The organism is Janthinobacterium sp. FW305-128 (assembly GCF_020858135.1).
In the GTDB taxonomy this organism is placed as follows: domain Bacteria; phylum Pseudomonadota; class Gammaproteobacteria; order Burkholderiales; family Burkholderiaceae_D; genus Janthinobacterium.
Window position 1 is genome coordinate 13,478 of record NZ_JACYMK010000001.1, and the last position, 19,359, is coordinate 32,836.

Here is a 19,359-nt window from a genome sequence, read left to right on the forward strand (position 1 = left end):
ACCCGAAAATAAACAATACCAACGGCGCTTAGGCCGAAGGCCGTAATCCGACAACACCTTGAAACCATGCGATACCGACGCACATCCCAGCCTGGCGGCAGTTTTTTCTTCACGGTGGTGACGGCATGCCGCCGGCCCGTCTTTACTTCGGAAATTGCCGTGGCTTTGCTCAGGGACGCTTTCCGCGCCGTGCGCCAGAAGCGGCCATTCGCTATCGACGCCATCGTCATCTTGCCCGATCACCTGCACTGTATCTGGACCTTGCCTGAAAACGATGCCGATTTCATGACGCGCTGGCGATTGATCAAGACGAGGTTCAGCAAGCGCTGCGATCTTGAAAATGTCTGGCAGCAGCGGTATTGGGAGCATGTCTTGCGCGATGAGCGCGACTTCGCCAAGCATGTCGATTACATCCATTACAACCCCGTCAAGCATGGTCTTGTGAGCAAAGCCATCGATTGGCCGTATTCCAGTTTTCACCGGTATGTAAAGCAGGGATGGTGTACTGCGGATTGGGGCGGCGATGGTGTGGATGTGGCGGGTGTTGGGCGGGAGTAGGCGGGGTCAACAATGTTGTCGGATTACGCTACGCTAATCCGACCTACCGTTTGCGTCATGAGTAGGTCGGATTAGCGCAAAGCGCGTAATCCGACATGCAATGTAAGACCTACACCTTCAAAAATTCCTCTTTCCCACCCAGCCAGCGCGCCAGGTGCGCTTCCACGGTGGCTGCGGCGGCCGCCGTGGTGGCGTGCAGCAGATCGTGCGCCACGTCGCGGGCCTGGTCGACCAGCCATTGGTCCGTTTCCAGGTCGGCGAAGCGCAGCATGGCCTGGCCGGACTGGCGCGCGCCGAGGAATTCCCCGGGACCGCGGATTTCCAGGTCGCGGCGGGCAATTTCAAAACCGTCCGTCGTTTCGCGCATGGTCATCAAACGCTGGCGCGCCACGCCGCCCAGCGGTCCCTGGTACAGCAGCAGGCAGACGCTGGCTGCCGAGCCGCGGCCCACGCGGCCGCGCAGCTGGTGCAGCTGCGACAGGCCGAAACGCTCGGCGTGCTCGATCACCATCAGCGAAGCGTTCGGCACGTCGACGCCCACCTCGATGACGGTGGTGGCCACCAGCACGTGGATATGGCCGGCGATGAAAGCGTCCATCACTTCCTGCTTTTCCGCCGGTTTCAGGCGGCCGTGCACGAGGCCCACCTGCAGCGCGGGCAGGGCTTCGGCCAGCATCATGTAGGTATCGGTGGCCGTCTGCAGCTGCAGCGCTTCCGATTCCTCGATCAGCGGGCAGACCCAGTACACCTGCCGGCCTTCCAGCGCGGCCGCGTAGACGCGGGCGATGACTTCGTCGCGCCGGTTCTGGTCGATGGCGCGCGTGACGATGGGGCTGCGGCCGGGCGGCAGCTCGTCGATCACCGACACTTCCAGGTCGGCGTAATACGTCATGGCCAGGGTGCGCGGGATGGGCGTGGCCGACATCATCAGCTGGTGCGGCACGGCCGCGCTGTCGCCCTTGTTGCGCAGGGTCAGGCGCTGGCCCACGCCGAAGCGGTGCTGCTCGTCGACGATCACCAGGCCCAGTTTCGCAAACAGCACGTTATCCTGGATCAGCGCATGCGTGCCGATCACCAGCTGCGCTTCGCCCGATTCGATCAGGGCCAGCGCCGCCGTCTTTTCCTTTTTCTTCAGGCTGCCCGTCAGCCACGCCACCTTCACGCCCAGCGGTTCCATCCAGGCGGCGATCTTGCGGAAGTGCTGCTCGGCCAGAATCTCCGTGGGCGCCATCAGCGCGGCCTGGTAGCCGCTGTCGATCGCCTGCGTGGCGGACAGGGCCGCCACGACCGTCTTGCCGCTGCCGACGTCGCCCTGCAGCAAGCGCTGCATCGGATAGGGCTGGCGCAGGTCGGCGCGGATTTCCTCGAGCACGCGCGCCTGCGCGCCCGTCAGCTTGAAGGGCAGGGCGGCGCCGAAGGCTTCCGACAAGGTGCCGACGATGGGCAGGGACGCCGCGCCTTTCGAGCGGCGCGCGCGCTGGGCGCGTTTGAGCGACAGTTGCTGCGCCAGCAGTTCATCGAACTTCATGCGCACCCAGGCCGGGTGCGAGCGGTCCATCAAGGCGCTTTCATCGATGTCCTGCGGCGGATAGTGCAGCAGGTGCACGGCGGCGCGGAACGGCGACAGCTGCATCTCGCGCAGCAGATGATCGGGCAAGGTGTCCTGCCAGTCGATGCGGCGCATGGCGTCGGCGATCTCGCGGCGCAGCACGTGCTGCGACAGGCCTTCGCCGGACGGATACACGGGCGTGAGCGCCGTGGGCAGGGGCGCGCCCTCGTTGACCACCTTATACGTCGGGTGCACCATCTCGGCACCGAAAAAGCCGTGTTTGAGTTCGGCGCGCGCGCGCACGCGCGTGCCTTCGGCCAGCTGCTTGACCTGGCTGCCGTAGAAATTCATGAAGCGCAGCAGCAAATTGCCCGTTTCGTCGGCGATCGTCACCAGCAGCTGCTTGCGCGGCTTGAAATTGACTTCGCACTTGGTGACGATGCCTTCCACTTGCCACGACTCGCCGCCGCGCAGGCAGGCGTCGCGTATCGTGTAGACCTTGGTTTCGTCCTCGTAGCGCATCGGCAGGTGCAGCACCAGGTCCATATCCGTGCGCAAGCCCAGTTTGGCCAGCCGGCTTTCCGTGCTGACCACTTTTTTGGCGGCTTTCTGCTTCGCGGCAGGCTTGGCTGAGGGCGGAAGATCGGGCTTGGGATCGGACATATGCAAGGTTTTGGTGCCGCTAGCGTAAAATAGAGGGTTGTCCGGCACACCCTGTGCGTACCGCAGTCGTAGTTGCTGCGGCGGATTATTGTAATGCCTGTATAGGCGCACAGTATAGTGCCAGATGTTCCATTGCGCACTCCTAATCATTTTTGACGTACTTTTGAAGCAAAACGCATGTATTCGCTTTCCGATTTCGATTTTAATTTGCCGCAAGAAAACATTGCGCAAACTCCGTTGGCCGAGCGCAGCGCCTCGCGCCTGTTGCATCTGGACGGCGAGACCCTGGTCGACCGCCAGTTCGCCGACATCGTAGGACAGCTAGCCGCGGGCGACCTGCTGGTGATGAACGATACGCGCGTGCTGAAAGCGCGCTTCTTCGGCGTCAAGGAAAGCGGCGGCAAGATCGAGGCGCTGGTCGAGCGCGTGCTCGACGACCGTACCGTGCTGGCCCAGGTGCGCGCGTCGAAGTCGCCGCCGCCCGGCTGCCGCATCCGCCTGGCCGACGCCTTTGACGTGATGGTCGGCCAGCGCGCCGGCGAATTCTTTACCTTGCACTTCGAGGCCGACGTGTTCGAGCTGATCGAGGCGCATGGCCGCTTGCCGCTGCCGCCGTATATCGAGCACGATGCGGACGAATTCGACGAAACGCGCTACCAGACGGTCTTCAACAAGGTACCGGGCGCCGTCGCCGCGCCGACGGCCGGCCTGCATTTCGACCAGGCCCTGCTCGATCAATTGAAGGCCAAGGGCGTCAACTTTGCCTATGTGACCCTGCACGTGGGCGCCGGCACCTTCCAGCCCGTGCGCACGGAAGTGCTGGCCGAACACAAGATGCATACCGAGTGGTACACCATGCCGCAGGAAACCGTCGATGCCGTACGCGCAGCCCAACTTGCCGGGCGCGACGTGGTGGCCGTCGGCACGACCAGCCTGCGCGCGCTGGAATCGGCCTCGCAAAGCGGCCAGCTGGTGGCGGGCAGCGCCGATACGGCCCTGTTCATCACGCCCGGCTATGCGTTTAAAACGGTAACGCGCCTGATCACCAACTTCCATTTGCCGAAGTCGACCCTGCTGATGCTGGTGTCGGCCTTTGCCGGCTATGAGCCGATCCGCAACGCCTACGCGCATGCGATCGCGCAGAACTACCGTTTCTTCAGCTATGGCGATGCGATGCTGCTCACCACGCAATCGCGCGCCGCGCTGAACCTTGATACCCCCGTGAAAGACTGACCATGCTGGAATTTACATTACTCAAGACCGACACGAGCGGCCTGACCAAGGCACGCCGCGGCACCTTGAAACTCAACCATGGTGTCGTGCAGACGCCGATCTTCATGCCAGTGGGCACTTATGGCTCGGTGAAAGCCATGTCGCCGCTGGAACTCAACGAGATCGACGCGCAGATTATCCTGGGCAACACTTTTCACCTGTGGTTGCGTCCAGGCAACACCGTCATGGAAAAATTCGGCGGCTTGCACGGTTTCATGGGCTGGAACAAGCCGATCCTGACGGATTCGGGCGGCTTCCAGGTGTTTTCGCTGGGCGCCATGCGCAAGATCACGGAAGAGGGCGTGCATTTCAATTCGCCCATCAACGGCGATAAGCTGTTCCTCTCGCCGGAAGTGTCGATGCAGGTGCAGCGCGTCTTGAATTCCGATATCGTCATGCAGTTCGACGAATGCACGCCGTACGAAATTCAGGGCCGCCCGGCCACGATCGAGGAAGCGGCCAAGTCCATGCGCATGTCCTTGCGCTGGGCGCAGCGCTCGAAGGATGAGTTCCACCGCGGCGAAAACCCGAATGCGCTGTTTGGCATCGTGCAGGGCGGCATGTTCGAAATGCTGCGCGACGAGTCGCTGGCCAAGCTCGAAGAGATCGACTTCCCCGGCATCGCCATCGGCGGCCTGTCCGTCGGCGAGCCGAAGGAAGACATGATGCGCATGCTGGCCCACGTGGGTCCGCGCCTGCCGGCCAACAAGCCCCATTACCTGATGGGCGTGGGCACGCCGGAAGACCTGGTGGCGGGCGTGTCGAACGGCATCGACATGTTCGACTGCGTCATGCCGACGCGTAACGCCCGCAATGGCTGGCTGTTCACCCGTTTTGGCGACATCAAGATCAAGAATGCCAAGTACAAGGAAGACCAGGCGCCGCTGGACGAAACGTGCAGCTGCTACGCTTGCCGCAACTTCTCGCGCGCCTACCTGCACCATCTGCACCGCTCCAAGGAAATCCTCGGCGCGCGCCTCAATACCATCCACAACCTGCATTACTACCTGGACCTGATGCGCCAGATGCGCGAAGCGCTGGACGAAGACCGTTTCCACGCGTTTACGCTGCAATTCCATGCGGAACGCGCACGCGGAACTTAAGAAAACCTTAGCTTGCGCTCTGGCGGCAGCATGGCCGGAAGTTTTGTGTATTGGTGCTTGGACGGGGGCGAGAAAGCATTGCATAATGCCTTTTTAGCCCCATTTGAAGCTGCCATGCCTGCAATTGGGGGCTTGGCGGATTGCCAATGCTAGAATACAGCGCTATTTTTTCAAACTGATTAGAACTGGAGTCACCGTGTTTTTCATTTCCAACGCTTATGCGCAAGCCCCAACCGAAGCCCTGGGCCTCGGCGGCAACCTGACCAGCTTCCTGCCGCTGGTATTGATGTTCGTGGTCATGTATTTCCTGATGATCCGTCCACAGCAAAAACGCGCCAAAGAACAACGGGCGATGATGGACGCGCTGGCCAAGGGTGACGAAGTCGTCACCGCCGGCGGCATGCTGGGCCGTGTTGTCAAGGTAGTGGACGCTTACGTCACCATCGAAGTGGCGACCGGCACCGAAATCACGGTGCAAAAGAGCTCCATTACCACCTTGCTGCCTAAAGGCACCCTGAAGGCGCTGTAATTCCTCGCTGTCATTGCCCCGGCAATGATTGAACGGGGCGGCTATCGGCCGCCCCTCGCGACGCCTCCGACGCTCAACACTGAACGCTGAATCAATATGAATCGCTATCCTGCCTGGAAATACATCATCATCGTCGTCGCCTTATTGCTGGGCGCACTCTATACGGCACCCAATTATTTCGGTGAGTCACCGGCGCTGCAAGTAACCAGCGGCAAGTCGACCGTCAAGGTGACGGGCGAGCTGATGACGCAAGTCGAGCAAATATTGACGAAAGAGAACGTCAAGTCGGAAGGTGTCACCATGGATGGCGCCGGCAACCTCGCCTCCGTGCGCGTGCGTTTCGCCGATCCCGATACCCAGTTCAAGGCGAAACTGGTGCTGGAAAAGGACCTGAATCCCGATGCCAGCGATCCCGCGTACATCGTGACGGTCAACCTGCAAGCCAATACCCCGATGTGGATGCAAAAATTGCATGCCTTGCCCATGTTCCTGGGCCTGGACTTGCGCGGCGGCGTGCACTTCCTGATGCAGGTCGATGCAAAAGCAGTATTGAACAAGAAAGTCCAGGGCGTCCAGTCCGCCGCGCGTAGCGTGTTGCGCGACAAAAATATCCGCCATGCGGGCATCGAGCGCGTGGGCGACAGCGTGCAGATCAACTTCCGCGACGCGGAAACGCGCTTGAAGGCAAAAAATGTGCTGTCCGACCAGATGTCGGAACTGGCGTTCGCCGATGCGGGCGAAGGCAGCGATTTGAAATTGAACATCACCCTGAAGCCGGCCGCCCTGAAAGCGACCATCGACGAAGGCGTAAAACAGAATATCTCCACCCTGTCCAAGCGCGTCAACGAGCTGGGCGTGGCCGAGCCGCTGATCCAGCAGCAAGGTCCCGACCGCATCGTGGTGCAATTGCCTGGCGTGCAGGACGTGGCCCGCGCGAAAGCCATCATCGGCCGCACGGCGACGCTGGAAGTGCGCCTGGTCGACGAAAGCATCGTGCCCGGCACCGAACTGTCGAGCGCTATTCCGTTCAACTCGGAATTGTTCACCGTCGGCAAGGGCGTGCCTGTCGTGCTGGCGAAAGACGTGATCCTGACGGGCGACTATATCTCCAGCGCCACGGCCAGCTTCGACCAGAACCAGCAAGCGGCCGTGTCGATCGACCTGAACGGCGACGGCGGACGCAAGATGCGCGAAGCGACGCGCGAACGCGTGGGCAAGCGCATGGCCATCGTGCTGTTTGAAAAGGGCAAGCCGGAAGTGCTGTCGGTCGCGACCATCCAGCAGGAACTCGGTTCGCGCTTCCAGATCACCGGCATGGGCGGCGCGGAAAACGCGAATGAACTGGCGCTGCTGCTGCGCTCGGGCGCCCTGTCGGCACCGATGACCGTCATCGAAGAACGCACGATCGGACCGCAGCTGGGCGCGGAAAACATCGCCAAGGGCTTCCACTCGACCTTGTACGGTTTCATCGCCATCGCCATCTTCATGATCGCCTACTACATGTTGTTCGGCGCCTTCAGCGTGCTGGCCCTGGCCACCAACCTGCTGTTGCTGGTCGGCTTGCTGTCGATGATCCAGGTGACCTTGACCTTGCCAGGTATCGCCGCTATCGCGCTGGCGCTGGGCATGGCGATTGACGCCAACGTGCTGATCAATGAACGTATCCGTGAAGAGCTGCGTGCGGGCAATACGCCGCAAGCAGCGATCGCCGCCGGCTTCGACCGTGCCTGGGCCACGATTCTGGACTCGAACGTAACCACCCTGATCGTCGGCCTGGCGCTGCTGGCCTTCGGCAGCGGCCCCGTGCGCGGCTTCGCCGTTGTGCATTGCCTGGGTATCCTGACCTCGATGTTCTCCTCCGTGTTCGTGTCGCGCGGCGTGGTCAACCTCTGGTATGGCCGCAAGAAAAAGCTGACGACCTTGTCGATCGGCACGGTGTGGGTGCCGGGCGCCAGCAAATAAGCGACGGCCCCGACTCACCCAATAGCGTCAACAGCGATCGCGTCCGGTGGCCCAGCCGCCGGACGCACAGAATAGAACTCAGAGGATTTCATGGAATTTTTCCGGATCAAAAAAGATATTCCCTTCATGCGCCATGCGTTGATTTTCAACGTGATTTCGGCCGTGACCTTCCTTGCCGCCGTCTTCTTCCTGGTGCACAAGGGCTTGCACCTGTCCGTCGAATTCAAGGGCGGTACCCTGATGGAGGTGAAATACCCCAAGGCGGCCAATCTTGAAGGCATACGCGGCACCCTCATTGCCATGGGCTATGAAGAGCCGGGCGTGACCAGCTTCGATACGGCGCGCGACGTGATGATCCGCCTGCCGGTGGAAAATGGCGTCAGCGCCGCAAATACCTCGCAGCGCGTGTTCGAATCGCTGTGCAAGGCCGAGCAGGGCACGACCAAGGCCATCGACACCGTCACCGCCAAGGGCGAACATGTGCTCAAGAGCGCGTGCATGGACACCGCCGGCAATGAAGCGGTGGTACTGCAGAAGGTTGAATTCGTCGGCCCGCAAGTGGGCGAGGAACTGGCGCAGAACGGCTTGAACGCGCTGGTGGTGGTGATTATCGGCGTGATGATCTACCTGGCCATCCGCTTCGAATGGAAATACGCTGTCTCGGCCATTATCGCCAACTTGCATGACGTGGTGATCATCCTGGGCTTCTTCGCCTTCTTCGAATGGGAATTCTCGCTGACGGTGCTGGCGGCGATCCTGGCGGTGCTCGGCTATTCCGTCAACGAATCGGTGGTGATCTTTGACCGTATCCGCGAAAACTTCCGCAAGCAGCGCAAGGCTTCCGTGCATGAAGTGATCGACAACGCGATCACCAGCACCATTTCGCGTACCATCATCACCCACGGCTCGACCCAGATGATGGTGCTGTCGATGCTGGTCTTCGGCGGCCAGACCCTGCACCACTTTGCACTGGCGCTGACCATCGGTATCTGCTTCGGTATTTATTCGTCCGTGTTCGTCGCTGCCTCGATCGCCATGTGGCTGGGCGTCAAGCGCGAAGACTTGATCAAGCCGATCAAGGAAAAAGACGAAACCGACGGCGCCGTGGTGTAAGCGCAGGTTTTTTGCAGGTCGAATGAGGAACGATCACCGTTTGCGGTGGTCGTTTTTTTTATGGTGGATGACAATGAAGCGTTTGATAGTGATGGGCATCATGGCAGGCATCGGCACCTTGGCCAGTGCCGCGCAATTGAGCCGTGCGGACAGCGGCGCCATCGCCCTGCGCGGCCCGATTGCCGAGGGCGACGTGGACAAGCTGCGGCTGCTGGCTGTGCCGGGGACGACGCTGTTGCGCGTCAATAGCGACGCAGGCGAGCCGCAGTCGGCCATGCTGCTGGGACGCCTGGTGCGCCAGCTACGGCTCGATATTGCCATCGACACCGTGTGCGCGGGCAGCTGCGCCCTGTATGTCTTCCCGGCCGCGCGGCACAAGCGCATTCCCGCCGATGCCGTGCTGGCGCTGCAGGAATCGGCATTCCAGCGCGCGCAGGCGAGCCCGGTGCAATTGCGCCGCACCCTGGCCGAGGCTGGCGTGGCGGCCGAGGACCTGGAGCGCGAAACGGCGGCACTGGCGGCCCGATTGGCCGACACGGCGGCGCAGGAAGCGGCGTTTGCCGCGGAACTGGGCATTGCTCCCGCCTTTTACCGCGATTTTCCGCAAGTGGCGGCGCAGGCCGAGAGCGTGCGCCGGCGCTTTCCCGACCAGGAGGCCGCCGTCTACTGGTGGCCGGCCGCCGCCCGCCTGCAGCGCTGCTACGGCATCGCCGGCGTGGACGAGGGCGCGCGCGCGGTTCGCCTGGCGCCCGACGGTTATCTGTACGTGCCGGCCCTGTCGGCCCTCGTCATGGGCGACCAGGCCTTGCAGGACTGTCCATGAGCCGCAGCGGCCGCTTGTTCCTGCTGATGGACGCCATGCGCGCCAGGCGCGTGCCCGTCACGGCGGCCCAGCTGGCGCAGCAGCTCGGTGTTTCCGAGCGCACGATCTACCGCGATATCCAGACCCTGGCCGAACTGGGCGCGCCCCTGCAGGGCGAAGCTGGCATCGGCTATGTGCTGCGCCGCGGCGCCTTCTTGCCGCCGCTGATGTTCGGGCCCGATGAACTGGAAGCGCTGGTGCTGGGCGCGCGCTGGGTGCGCCGGCAGGGCGATGCGGGCCTGGCGCAGGCGGCCAGCAATGCTCTCGCGAAGATCGCGGCCGCCTCGCCGCGCGATTTGCGCGACAGCATGGCCGAGACCAGCCTGTGGGTGCCGCTGGGCCGTCCCGCCGATGGCACGCAGCCGGCCGACCCGGCCGACCGGTATGTGCAGCCGGTGCGCGAGGCGATCCGCTACGAACAGAAACTCACGCTCGCCTATCAGGATGAGTATGGCAGCGCCACCTCGCGCACGGTGTGGCCGTTTGCCCTGGCCTTTTTCGAAGGCAAGCGTCTGCTAGCCGCCTGGTGCGAGCTGCGCGGCGATTACCGGCATTTCCGCATCGACCGCATCGCCAGCGTGCAGCAGCATGAGGAGCGCTATCCCACGCGCCGCCACGCCTTGCTCGACACCTGGCGCAAGGCCCACGATATCGATCCCGAATCCTGATATTCGCTCCTGACAAAAACTGTCAGTGCCCGGCCCTACGATGGTGGCTTCTTCACTCACCGGAGCCATTTACCATGCGCCTGTATCACCACCCCATGTCCTCGAATGCCCGCCGTGCCCTGATGACGGCGATCCACCTCGGCCTGTCTCTGGAGCTGGCCGAAGTCGACCTGATGAATGCGGACGACCGCCGCCGCCTGGCCGAACTGAACCCCAACGGCAAGGTGCCCGTACTGGCCGACGGCGCTTTCCTGCTGTGGGAATCGTGCGCCATCATGCAATACCTGGCCGAGCAGGTGCCGGGCCAGACGCTTTATCCGCAGGCGCCGCAAGCGCGCGCCGACGTCAACCGCTGGCTGTTCTGGGCCGCGCAGCACTTCGCGCCCGCCATCAGCGTGCTGGCCTGGGAGCGCGCCTGGAAAGGCATGACGGGCAATGGTCCGGCGGACCCGCTGGAAGAGGCGCGCGGCGAGCGCGACCTGCATGAGTGCGCCGTCGTGCTGGACGCGCATCTGGCGGCGCGCAATTGGCTCAGCGGAGACGATGTGACCCTGGCCGATTTCGCCGTGGCCGCGCCCCTGATGTACAGCGAGGCCGTGCGGCTGCCGCTGGCGCAGTACCGGCATATCGGGGCGTGGTTCGCCCGCGTGCGGCAGCTGCGTGCCTGGCAGGAAACGGAGGTGGAACTGGTGCCGGGATAATGTGCGCGCTAAGTGTGTCAACGCACGGAGCCGGCGCGGCGTACCGCATAAGATAGGGCTGTCTCTTTCAGGACATCCCTAGCTTTGGACTTTACCCGCTTTCGAGCGGGTTTTTTTTTGAATAGCGGCTTGATAAATTGATAATCGCTGCACAGATGGGACACATCCCACTTCCAGCAGGTACGCCATGTTCATGCCACGCCATCCGAAACCCCTGTTGAGTACGAAGGCGGTTGCCACGCAGGTCGTCCAGCAGAAGCAGGGGACCCAGCCCATGGACAAGCATGTGCTGATCGTCGAGACGGTCAAGCCGGCGGCACCGCCGCCAGCGGGCAAGAAGCCTGCAGGCTAGTGCACGAGCACCTTCAGCAGCGACTGCACTTCATCGTCCGATTCTTCCATGATGCTCGACAAGGTCGCATCGTCGCCGATCAGGCAATCGATGCTGCGCGCGGCGCGTGCTGCCCGTACGGCAATGGCGGCCGGGCTTTCGTTGAGGGGCGACGAGACGGGCGCCAGATCATTTGCCAGCAGCAGGGTGTCGCCCAATGATTCGGGCGGGATGGCGCGCAAGCCCTCCCACAGCGCATCGATGGCGCCCCGCACCGCTTCCGGCACCTTCAGTTTGGCCAGGACGCCGTGGCCGATGGCCTGTTCGCCATGTTCGACCCAGTCGTCGGGTTCGCCATCGAGGATGCCGGGGAATTCGGCCGCGCGCGACAGCAGATAAAACCCGCCCACTTCATGCATGATGCCGGCAAACAGGGCCGTATCGGGATCGACCCTGGTGACGCGGCGGGCCAGCACCTGCGACAGGGCCGCCACATGGGCCGTATGTTCCCATAGCTGGTTGGCCTTCGCCTGCAGCGCGGGATCGGTGATGGTGCTGCCCAGCTGGCGCACGATCAGCGATGCCACCACCGATTGCAAGGTACGCACGCCGAGCCGCTGCACGGCGTTGCGCACGCTGGTGATTTCATTGCCGGAACGGTTGAACGCCGCCGAATTGGCAATGGCCACCGTGCGCGCGGCCAGCAGCGGGTCTGCCTGCACCAGCTTGGCGGCGGCCTCGATATGGCAGTCGGGATCGGACAGCGCCTCTTGCAGCTTGAGCGAAGCGTCCACATTGGCAGGAAAGGTCAGCTCGCCACGAGCGGCTTGTGCGGCGATGCTTTTAAAGGCGTCGAGTCTGTTCATTGAAAAAATTATACTCGCAATATTTCCGTACGGAACTTTTTAACCATGATCTTTTCGCAAACAGCTTAGCAAAAGGCAAGCAAAGCCCCGTAAACGCAAAATGGGCACGCGTACAGTCGACGCGTGCCCATTTTGAACGACGAAATTTCGACGCTTAACAAAACCATTGCGAGCGGATGGGATTTGTGGCTAAGAAGCGCAACCGTACCTTAGTACGGGGGCGCCGAGCCGGTGAGCATCGCAGGCCGCAAAGCGCACCGCGCAGCAGGTCCTGTTCAGCGCTACTACAGAGCTTCGCTGAAGATCGCGTCGCAGCCTTCCACCAGCTCGTCGCTGTCTTCCAGTTCATCGGTCAAGCCCAGGTCGAACAGTTCTTCGACGGCATTCATGAAGCTGTTGTGCTTGGTGGCGCCGATCAGGCGGTAGATTTCGCCGTCTTCGTTGCGCACGCCGATGATCAGTTTTTCCTGGCGCACCAGTTCCGGCGTGCTGGCGTTGAGCAGCAGGTTGCCGATGATGTGTTTATCGAAATGTGCGGGCTTTTTGCCTTCGAGCAGTGTGGTTTTCAACTTGGTTTCCTTTGTCTTGTTTGAATGTCTGTGCTTGGTGAATGGTCAGCCGTGGCCGTTGGCGATGGCGTGCTTCAAGCCCGCCAGGGTAGTTTCCAACTGCATGAAATCGTCTTCGGTATAGCCGTCGAACAGCTGTTGGCCCTGCTTGGTCAGCTTGGGGAACACGTCATGGAACACCTGTTCGCCCTCGCAGCTCAGGCGCACATAATAGGAACGCTTGTCGCGTGGACAACGTTCGCGTATCACCAGCCCCTTTTGTTCCAGCCGGTCCACCACGCCCGTCAAAGTCCCCTTGGTAATCAGGGTTTTCTGGCCCAGTTCCTTGTAGGACATGCCGCAGGTGTTGCCGAGCGTGGCAATGATGTCGAATTGCGCATGCGTCAAGCCGTACTGGCGCACGAAGTCGCTAGAAAACCGCTCGAAGCCTTGCATGCATTCGGCCAGCAGCCGGATACTTTTTAAATATCGTTCACCCATGGCAGTGATTATATCCTTCCGCTCCGCTTTTTTCCGCCGCGCCAGGATGCGCCCTTGCATGAGGGGCTCGATGGGGCGGAAGTCCGGTATCATGTGGGCAACTCAGCCCTTGCCCCGATCCCGCCCGCCGATGTCCTTCGCTAATCTTTCCCGTATCGGCCTCGACAAACCGTTGCGTTTGCTGCTGGTGCATGCCGGCGATGCCGAGTCGATCACGTGGGCCGGCCTGGTGCAGCCGCTGCGCCTGTGCGCGCGGGCGCTGGGGCCGCAGGCGTTCCAGCTGGACGTGCGCACGCCGGAACAGGTGGCGGCGCAGGGCGGCCACTGGCATATCGCGCTGCTGGTGGCCGATGAAACGCAGGCGCCGCTGCGCAACGAGCTGTGCCGGGCCGTGATCGAGCGCTGCCGCTCGGCGCCGTTTTGGGGCGGCGTGGGGGCGGCCGTGCTGTGGCTGGCCGACGCGGGCGTCATGGATGGTGTGCGCATCGCCTTGCCGTGGGCCTTGTATGCCGATGCGGAAGCGAAGGCGGAACGGGCCATCCTGACGCCGCATTTGTTCGACATCGACGGCCCGCACATCACCTGCTGCGGCGGCGCGGCCAGTATCGACTTTTCGCTGACCCTGATCGAAACCATCTTTGGCGCCGACGTGCAGGCGCTAGTCAAGGAAGCCTTGTGCGTGGACAAGGTGCGCGGCAAGGAAGAACGCCAGCGCGTGGCCCTGCAGGCGCGCTTCGGCGTGTTGCAGCCGAAACTGTCCGAAGCGGTGACCTTGATGGAAGCCAATATCGAGGAGCCGCTGTCGACGGACGACATCGCCAGCCTGGTGGGCCTGTCGCGGCGCCAGCTGGAGCGGCTGTTCAAGCAATACCTGGGCAGCCTGCCGTCGCGCTACTACCTGGAACTGCGCCTGCAGCGCTCACGGCAACTGTTGCTTGATACACATTATTCCATCGTGCAAGTAGGCCTGATGTGCGGCTTTTCCTCCGGCTCGCACTTTTCCACGGCGTTCGGCACCCTGTTTGGCAATACACCGCGCGAAGAGCGGCAAAGAAAGCTCATGCCCCCGGTTTGATTAAGGCAAGCCCGGCTGTGATGAATTGTGAAAATCCTTGTCGCAGATTCAAAAGAGTTTTAGCATCCCGCTTTTTATAATGCAGTACACACGTAGCTGTCGTAGCTGCGGAGTACCTAACATATTGATGGGGAAATGCTATGAATGCCAAGCTTGATTCGACCGTAACGGCTCGTCCAGTCACCCGGGAAACCTTTGACCAGGTCCTCGTTCCTACCTACGCTCCTGCAGCCATGGTGCCCGTGCGCGGTTCCGGACTGGATCTGTGGGACCAGTCAGGCAAGCATTACCTCGATTTCACCTCCGGCATCGCCGTCAACAGCCTGGGCCACTGCCATCCGGCCCTGGTCGACGTGCTGACCAAGCAAATCAATAATTTGTGGCATTTGGGCAACGGCTATACGAACGAGCCTGTGCTGCGCCTGGCGCTGGCCCTGACGGAAGCGACCTTCGCCGACCGCGCCTTCTTCTGCAACTCGGGCGCGGAAGCCAACGAAGCGGCCCTGAAACTGGCGCGCAAGTACGCGCACACCAAGTTCGGCGCGCACAAGTCGCGCATCATCTCGTGCTTCAGCTCTTTCCACGGTCGCACCCTGTTTACGGTGTCCGTCGGCGGCCAGGCCAAGTACACGGAAGGCTTCGAGCCGCTGCCGCCGTCGATCGACCACATCGCCTACAACGACATCGAAGCGGCGCGCGCCGCCATCGGCGATGACGTGTGCGCCGTGATCGTCGAGCCGGTACAAGGCGAAGGCGGCGTGGTGCCGGGCAATCCGGAATTCCTCAAGGAGCTGCGCGCCCTGTGCGACAAGACCGGCGCCCTCTTGATTTTCGACGAAGTCCAGAGCGGCATGGGCCGCACTGGCGCGTTGTTCGCCTACATGGGCTACGGCGTCACGCCGGACATCCTGACGGCCGCCAAGGCGCTGGGCAACGGCTACCCGATCGGCGCCATGCTGACCACGAATGAACTGGCGCAAACGCTGGCCGTCGGCACCCACGGCACCACCTACGGCGGCAATCCGCTGGCCGCCACCGTGGCCCTGACCGTGCTCGACACGATCAACACGCCAGCGTTCCTGGCGCGGGTGAAAGAAGCGAGCGTCAACACCATCGCCATGCTGCAAGGCTTGATTACGGATTACCCGCAAGTGTTCTCCATCGTGCGCGGCAGCGGCTTGCTGCTGGGCCTGGTCGTCAGCGATGCCTTCAAGGGCCGCGCGAAAGACATCCAGAAAGCGGCCGAAGCGCAAGGCTTGATGGTGCTGATCGCCGGCATGGACGTGGTGCGCCTGGCACCGGCCCTGATCGTCTCGGACGAGCAGATTGCCGAAGCGGGCCGCTTGCTGCGCGCCGCCATCGACGGCATGCTGAAAGCCTGAGGCTAGCCTCGCTCCCTGTTTGATCACCGGCCCGCCGCTTTGCTGCGGGCCGGCTTGGTTCTGCCCCCAGCATCGTCAGCATTGAAGGAGTACCCATGTATGTTGTCCGTCCGGTAGAAATTGCGGATATTGCAGCCCTCGAAGCGCTGGCCGCGGTAACCATGCCGGGTGTCCATACCCTGCCGAAGACGCGCGAGAAAATCGCCGCCTCCGTCGAGCGCTCCATCGCCTCGTTTGCCGCCCATGTCGACATCCCCAGCGAAGAGTCGTACCTCTTCGTGCTTGAATCCCTGCTCGACAAGAGCATTGCCGGCACGGCCGCCATCTTCGCCTCGGCCGGCTCGAACGGCACCTATTTTTCCTTTCGCAACGACGTCATCCAGCAAGTCTCGCGCGACCTGAACATCAGCCACAGCGTGCATGCGCTGACCCTGTGCTCGGAGTTGACGGCGTACTCGCAGCTGTCCGGCTTCTTTGTGCGCAATATGGAGCAGGCGGGCCTGGAAGCGGCCCTGCTGTCGCGCGCGCGGCTGCTGTTCGCCGTGCTGGCGCCGCACCGCTTCGGTGACCGCTTCTTCGTGCCGCTGGCCGGCATCACCGACGCCAACGGCCAGTCGCCGTTCTGGGATGCGCTGGGCCGCAAGTTCTTCCAGATGGATTTCCTCGATGCCGAAAAAGTCATCGGCGGTGCGCGCAACCGCACCCTGATCGTCGAACTGATGCCGCACTACCCCGTGTACGTGCCGCTGCTGCCCGGCGACGCGCAGGCGGCCATGGGCCAGATCCACCCGAGCGGCGAACTGGCGTTCAATCTGCTGACGGAAGAAGGCTTTGAAGCGGACGATTACATCGACATCTTCGATGGCGGCCCGATCCTGCAAGCGCACAAGCATGCGCTGCGCTCGTTTACGGGCTCGCTCACGCGCCGCGTCGTCGCAGGCGTCACGCCCAGCCGCACGGGCCTGAAAGTCAATTATGCGGTCGCTTCCGGCGCCGAGCGCAATTTCCGCGCCGTGACCTTTGCCTGCGATGCGCTCGAAGCGCAGGACAGCATCGGCTTGCCGGCCGACCTGCTCGAGGCGCTGGCCGTGGCCGAAGGCGACAGCGTCATTTGCGTGCGTATCTAAGGGAGTTAATTTTATGCTAGTAGTACGCGCCATCAACGCCAATGACCTCGATGCCCTGTATGGCCTGGCCAGCCAGGTCGGCACGGGCATGACCACCCTCAAGCCGGACATGAAAATGCTGGGCGACCGCCTGGCGATTGCCTGCGCCTCGTTCGCCGAAACCATCGCGCCCGAAAAGCGCGACTACATGTTCGTCATGGAGGATACCGATACGGGCCGCCTGGCCGGCGTATGCGCCATCAAGGGCGCCGTGGGCCTGGACGAACCGTTCTATAACTACCGCATCGGCACCCTGGTCCATTCCAGCCGCGAACTCGATGTGTTTACGCGCATGGAAACCTTGTACCTGTCGAACGACCTGACGGGCAGCACGGAACTGTGCTCGCTGTTCCTGCACCCCGATTACCGCAGCGGCAACAATGGCAAGCTGCTGTCGAAAAGCCGGTTTCTGTTCATCGCCCAGTTCCCGCACCTGTTTACGGAAAAGCTGATCGCCGAAATGCGCGGCTACCAGGCGCCGGACGGCAGCTCGCCGTTCTACGAAGGCCTGGGCCGCCACTTCTTCAAGATGGATTTCCACCACGTCGACGATCTGACGAGCCTCGGTAAAAAATCCTTCATCGCCGAACTGATGCCGCGCCAGCCCATGTACGTGGCCTACCTGCCCGACGAGGCGCAGGAAGTCATTGGCAAGGTGCATCTGAGCACGGCGCCCGCGCGCCGTTTGCTGGAACAGGAAGGCCTGCACTTCGAGGGCTATGTCGACATCTTCGACGCCGGTCCCGTGCTGCAGGCGCGCGTGTCCGAACTGCGCGCCATGCGCGACAGCATGCCGGCCGTGCTCGACGCCGGGGCTGCGCCGGAAGCGTGCGGCGACGCCGCCCAGGCCGAGCCTTACCTGGTGTCGAACACCGACCTGAAAGATTTCCGCATGATCGTCACCAGCGCCAACCCGCACAGCGGCAAGATCGCGCTCGATGACGCTGAACTGCATCTGCTGCGCTGCCGCAACGGCGACACCGTGCGCACCTTGTCACTCAACCCGAGGAAGCATCCCCATGTCTAATGTGAATACCACGCAATCGAACTTCATCAACGGCGCCTGGCTGCCGGGCACGGGCCGCGAACTCGTCACCATCGATCCGTCGAACGGCAAGCAGACCTGGGCCAGCCTGGAAGCGACGCCAACACAGGTCGAAGAGGCTTGCCAGGCCGCCCGCGCCGCCTTCGAAGCATGGGCCGATACGCCCGTCGAGGAACGCATCGCCATCTGCGTGCGCTTCCGCGAACTGCTGAAAGTTCATGCCGAAGCGCTGGCGCTCTTGATCTCGGAAGAAGTGGGCAAGCCGCTGTGGGAGTCGCGCACGGAAGTGGCCACCATGGCCAACAAGATCGATATCTCGGTGCAGTCGTACCACGCGCGCACGGGCATCACGCAAAGCAGGATCGCCGATGGCGACGCCGTGCTGCGCCACCGTCCGCATGGCGTGTTCGGCGTCTTCGGCCCATACAATTTCCCCGGCCACCTGCCGAACGGCCATATCGTGCCGGCCCTGATCGCCGGTAACACCATCGTCTTCAAGCCCAGCGAATATGCGCCGCGCACGGCCATCAAAACCGTGCAGCTGTGGCAGCAGGCCGGCTTGCCGAATGGCGTCGTCAACCTCGTCAACGGCGGGCGCGACACGGGCGTGGCGCTGGGCGCCAATGCCTTGCTCGACGGCGTACTGTTTACGGGTTCCTGCCAGACGGGCATCAGCCTGCACCGCCAGTTCGGCGGCCAGCCGGGCAAGATGCTGGCGCTGGAAATGGGCGGCAACAACGCCCTGGTCGTATGGGATGTGAAGGACGTGGACGCCGCCGTGCACCACGCGATCTTCTCCGCCTTTGTCTCGGCCGGCCAGCGCTGCACCTGCGCGCGCCGCCTGGTGGTGCAGGATAATGCCGCCGGTGTTGCCTTCGTCGCGCGCCTGGTGGAAGTGGCCGCGAAACTGGGCATCGGCGCATCCGACGCCCAGCCGCAGCCGTTCATGGGTCCAGTGGTGTCCAGTGCCGTGGCCGCGCGCCTGGTGCAGGCGCAGGCCGACATGGTGGCCAAGGGCGGCACGGCCCTGCTGCAGATGCGCCAGTTGAATCCCGAGGCGGGCTTTGTCACGGCCGGCATCGTCGACGTCACCGCTGCCGTCGGCATCCCCGACGAGGAATGGTTCGGCCCTCTGCTGCAGGTGATCCGCGTGGCCGATTTCGATGCGGCCCTGAAGGTTGCCAACGCCACCGAATTTGGCCTGGCCGCGGCGCTCTTGTCCGACGATGCGGCCCTGTGGCAAACGTTCCAGACGCGCGCGCGCGCCGGCATCATCAACTGGAACCGTCCGACCACGGGCGCGGCCAGCACGGCGCCGTTCGGCGGCATCGGCAAGTCGGGCAACCACCGTCCGAGCGCCTATTACGCGGCCGATTACTGCGCCTATCCGGTCGCGTCGATCGAGAACAGCGTATTGGAACTGCCGGCCAAGCTGTCGCCCGGCCTGAATTTCTAAATTTTAAGG

Annotated in this window: 19 protein-coding genes; 15 read left to right on the forward strand and 4 right to left on the reverse strand. The window is 62.7% G+C overall.

What is annotated here, in order from left to right; translation table 11 throughout:
• The first annotated feature begins 66 nt into the window (after positions 1 to 66).
• Positions 67 to 558 (forward strand): transposase, encoded by a 492-nt coding sequence (locus tag IGS60_RS00065; protein WP_230501661.1) that lies wholly within the window; start codon positions 67 to 69, stop codon positions 556 to 558.
• Between the two features lie 109 nt (positions 559 to 667).
• On the opposite strand, the gene recG is transcribed toward IGS60_RS00065, so the two are convergent.
• The gene (recG, locus tag IGS60_RS00070) at positions 668 to 2,770 is read right to left on the reverse strand and encodes an ATP-dependent DNA helicase RecG (RefSeq protein ID WP_230501663.1); all 2,103 of its coding nucleotides are present in this window, start codon (positions 2,768 to 2,770) and stop codon (positions 668 to 670) included.
• Positions 2,771 to 2,947: 177 nt separating this feature from the next.
• Between recG and queA the strand changes: the two genes are divergently transcribed.
• From queA to IGS60_RS00115, 9 genes are all read left to right on the forward strand, one after another.
• Complete coding sequence (gene queA / locus IGS60_RS00075) at positions 2,948 to 4,003, forward strand: tRNA preQ1(34) S-adenosylmethionine ribosyltransferase-isomerase QueA (protein WP_230501665.1); 1,056 nt, start codon at positions 2,948 to 2,950, stop codon at positions 4,001 to 4,003.
• Positions 4,004 to 4,005: 2 nt separating this feature from the next.
• Entirely contained in the window at positions 4,006 to 5,145 is a 1,140-nt protein-coding gene (tgt, locus tag IGS60_RS00080; RefSeq protein WP_034745502.1) for a tRNA guanosine(34) transglycosylase Tgt, read from the forward strand.
• 196 nt (positions 5,146 to 5,341) lie between these two features.
• Positions 5,342 to 5,674 carry a preprotein translocase subunit YajC gene (gene yajC, locus IGS60_RS00085; protein WP_046684538.1) on the forward strand — a complete coding sequence of 111 codons (333 nt, stop codon included), beginning with the start codon at positions 5,342 to 5,344 and terminating at the stop codon, positions 5,672 to 5,674.
• Positions 5,675 to 5,770: 96 nt separating this feature from the next.
• Positions 5,771 to 7,636, forward strand: coding sequence for a protein translocase subunit SecD (gene secD / locus IGS60_RS00090; RefSeq protein WP_230501667.1), 1,866 nt, complete (start codon positions 5,771 to 5,773; stop codon positions 7,634 to 7,636).
• 90 nt (positions 7,637 to 7,726) lie between these two features.
• Positions 7,727 to 8,749, forward strand: coding sequence for a protein translocase subunit SecF (secF, locus tag IGS60_RS00095; protein WP_070220687.1), 1,023 nt, complete (start codon positions 7,727 to 7,729; stop codon positions 8,747 to 8,749).
• Between the two features lie 73 nt (positions 8,750 to 8,822).
• Positions 8,823 to 9,572 carry a hypothetical protein gene (locus tag IGS60_RS00100; protein ID WP_230501669.1) on the forward strand — a complete coding sequence of 250 codons (750 nt, stop codon included), beginning with the start codon at positions 8,823 to 8,825 and terminating at the stop codon, positions 9,570 to 9,572.
• Positions 9,569 to 10,279 (forward strand): YafY family protein, encoded by a 711-nt coding sequence (locus tag IGS60_RS00105; RefSeq protein ID WP_230501671.1) that lies wholly within the window; start codon positions 9,569 to 9,571, stop codon positions 10,277 to 10,279. The genes IGS60_RS00100 and IGS60_RS00105 overlap by 4 nt, the downstream gene beginning before the upstream one ends.
• Before the next feature lie 74 nt (positions 10,280 to 10,353).
• Positions 10,354 to 10,980, forward strand: coding sequence for a glutathione S-transferase family protein (locus IGS60_RS00110; RefSeq protein ID WP_070220683.1), 627 nt, complete (start codon positions 10,354 to 10,356; stop codon positions 10,978 to 10,980).
• A gap of 187 nt (positions 10,981 to 11,167) precedes the next feature.
• Positions 11,168 to 11,332 carry a hypothetical protein gene (locus IGS60_RS00115; protein WP_162995790.1) on the forward strand — a complete coding sequence of 55 codons (165 nt, stop codon included), beginning with the start codon at positions 11,168 to 11,170 and terminating at the stop codon, positions 11,330 to 11,332.
• On the opposite strand, the gene IGS60_RS00120 is transcribed toward IGS60_RS00115, so the two are convergent.
• From IGS60_RS00120 to IGS60_RS00130, 3 genes are all read right to left on the reverse strand, one after another.
• Positions 11,329 to 12,177 carry an HDOD domain-containing protein gene (locus IGS60_RS00120; protein ID WP_230501673.1) on the reverse strand — a complete coding sequence of 283 codons (849 nt, stop codon included), beginning with the start codon at positions 12,175 to 12,177 and terminating at the stop codon, positions 11,329 to 11,331. The two genes, IGS60_RS00115 and IGS60_RS00120, sit on opposite strands and share 4 nt — an antisense overlap.
• A 284-nt stretch (positions 12,178 to 12,461) precedes the next feature.
• On the reverse strand, positions 12,462 to 12,746 hold the full coding sequence (locus IGS60_RS00125) for a hypothetical protein (protein ID WP_070220679.1): 285 nt from the start codon (positions 12,744 to 12,746) through the stop codon (positions 12,462 to 12,464).
• 45 nt (positions 12,747 to 12,791) lie between these two features.
• The gene (locus IGS60_RS00130) at positions 12,792 to 13,226 is read right to left on the reverse strand and encodes a MarR family winged helix-turn-helix transcriptional regulator (RefSeq protein WP_070220677.1); all 435 of its coding nucleotides are present in this window, start codon (positions 13,224 to 13,226) and stop codon (positions 12,792 to 12,794) included.
• A 130-nt stretch (positions 13,227 to 13,356) separates the two neighbouring features.
• Between IGS60_RS00130 and IGS60_RS00135 the strand changes: the two genes are divergently transcribed.
• The 5 genes from IGS60_RS00135 (at position 13,357) to astD (ending at position 19,350) form a co-directional block, all read left to right on the forward strand.
• Positions 13,357 to 14,301, forward strand: coding sequence for a GlxA family transcriptional regulator (locus tag IGS60_RS00135; RefSeq protein ID WP_230501675.1), 945 nt, complete (start codon positions 13,357 to 13,359; stop codon positions 14,299 to 14,301).
• Between the two features lie 140 nt (positions 14,302 to 14,441).
• Complete coding sequence (gene astC, locus IGS60_RS00140) at positions 14,442 to 15,683, forward strand: acetylornithine/succinylornithine family transaminase (protein ID WP_070220673.1); 1,242 nt, start codon at positions 14,442 to 14,444, stop codon at positions 15,681 to 15,683.
• A 95-nt stretch (positions 15,684 to 15,778) separates the two neighbouring features.
• Entirely contained in the window at positions 15,779 to 16,810 is a 1,032-nt protein-coding gene (locus IGS60_RS00145; protein WP_070220671.1) for an arginine N-succinyltransferase, read from the forward strand.
• 13 nt (positions 16,811 to 16,823) lie between these two features.
• A complete protein-coding gene (gene astA, locus IGS60_RS00150) occupies positions 16,824 to 17,876 on the forward strand; it encodes an arginine N-succinyltransferase (protein WP_230501678.1) in 1,053 nt (350 codons plus the stop codon).
• The gene (gene astD, locus IGS60_RS00155) at positions 17,869 to 19,350 is read left to right on the forward strand and encodes a succinylglutamate-semialdehyde dehydrogenase (protein WP_230501680.1); all 1,482 of its coding nucleotides are present in this window, start codon (positions 17,869 to 17,871) and stop codon (positions 19,348 to 19,350) included. The genes astA and astD overlap by 8 nt, the downstream gene beginning before the upstream one ends.
• Positions 19,351 to 19,359: the final 9 nt, after the last annotated feature.

What these genes read in the sequence shown, in the direction of transcription:
- IGS60_RS00065 (WP_230501661.1), top strand. Translation starts at nt 67, where the DNA reads ATGCGATACCGACGCACATCCCAGCCTGGCGGCAGTTTTTTCTTCACG.
- recG (WP_230501663.1), bottom strand. Translation starts at nt 2,770, where the DNA reads ATGTCCGATCCCAAGCCCGATCTTCCGCCCTCAGCCAAGCCTGCCGCG.
- queA (WP_230501665.1), top strand. Translation starts at nt 2,948, where the DNA reads ATGTATTCGCTTTCCGATTTCGATTTTAATTTGCCGCAAGAAAACATT.
- tgt (WP_034745502.1), top strand. Translation starts at nt 4,006, where the DNA reads ATGCTGGAATTTACATTACTCAAGACCGACACGAGCGGCCTGACCAAG.
- secD (WP_230501667.1), top strand. Translation starts at nt 5,771, where the DNA reads ATGAATCGCTATCCTGCCTGGAAATACATCATCATCGTCGTCGCCTTA.
- secF (WP_070220687.1), top strand. Translation starts at nt 7,727, where the DNA reads ATGGAATTTTTCCGGATCAAAAAAGATATTCCCTTCATGCGCCATGCG.
- IGS60_RS00100 (WP_230501669.1), top strand. Translation starts at nt 8,823, where the DNA reads ATGAAGCGTTTGATAGTGATGGGCATCATGGCAGGCATCGGCACCTTG.
- IGS60_RS00105 (WP_230501671.1), top strand. Translation starts at nt 9,569, where the DNA reads ATGAGCCGCAGCGGCCGCTTGTTCCTGCTGATGGACGCCATGCGCGCC.
- IGS60_RS00110 (WP_070220683.1), top strand. Translation starts at nt 10,354, where the DNA reads ATGCGCCTGTATCACCACCCCATGTCCTCGAATGCCCGCCGTGCCCTG.
- IGS60_RS00115 (WP_162995790.1), top strand. Translation starts at nt 11,168, where the DNA reads ATGTTCATGCCACGCCATCCGAAACCCCTGTTGAGTACGAAGGCGGTT.
- IGS60_RS00120 (WP_230501673.1), bottom strand. Translation starts at nt 12,177, where the DNA reads ATGAACAGACTCGACGCCTTTAAAAGCATCGCCGCACAAGCCGCTCGT.
- IGS60_RS00130 (WP_070220677.1), bottom strand. Translation starts at nt 13,226, where the DNA reads ATGGGTGAACGATATTTAAAAAGTATCCGGCTGCTGGCCGAATGCATG.
- IGS60_RS00135 (WP_230501675.1), top strand. Translation starts at nt 13,357, where the DNA reads ATGTCCTTCGCTAATCTTTCCCGTATCGGCCTCGACAAACCGTTGCGT.
- astC (WP_070220673.1), top strand. Translation starts at nt 14,442, where the DNA reads ATGAATGCCAAGCTTGATTCGACCGTAACGGCTCGTCCAGTCACCCGG.
- IGS60_RS00145 (WP_070220671.1), top strand. Translation starts at nt 15,779, where the DNA reads ATGTATGTTGTCCGTCCGGTAGAAATTGCGGATATTGCAGCCCTCGAA.
- astA (WP_230501678.1), top strand. Translation starts at nt 16,824, where the DNA reads ATGCTAGTAGTACGCGCCATCAACGCCAATGACCTCGATGCCCTGTAT.
- astD (WP_230501680.1), top strand. Translation starts at nt 17,869, where the DNA reads ATGTCTAATGTGAATACCACGCAATCGAACTTCATCAACGGCGCCTGG.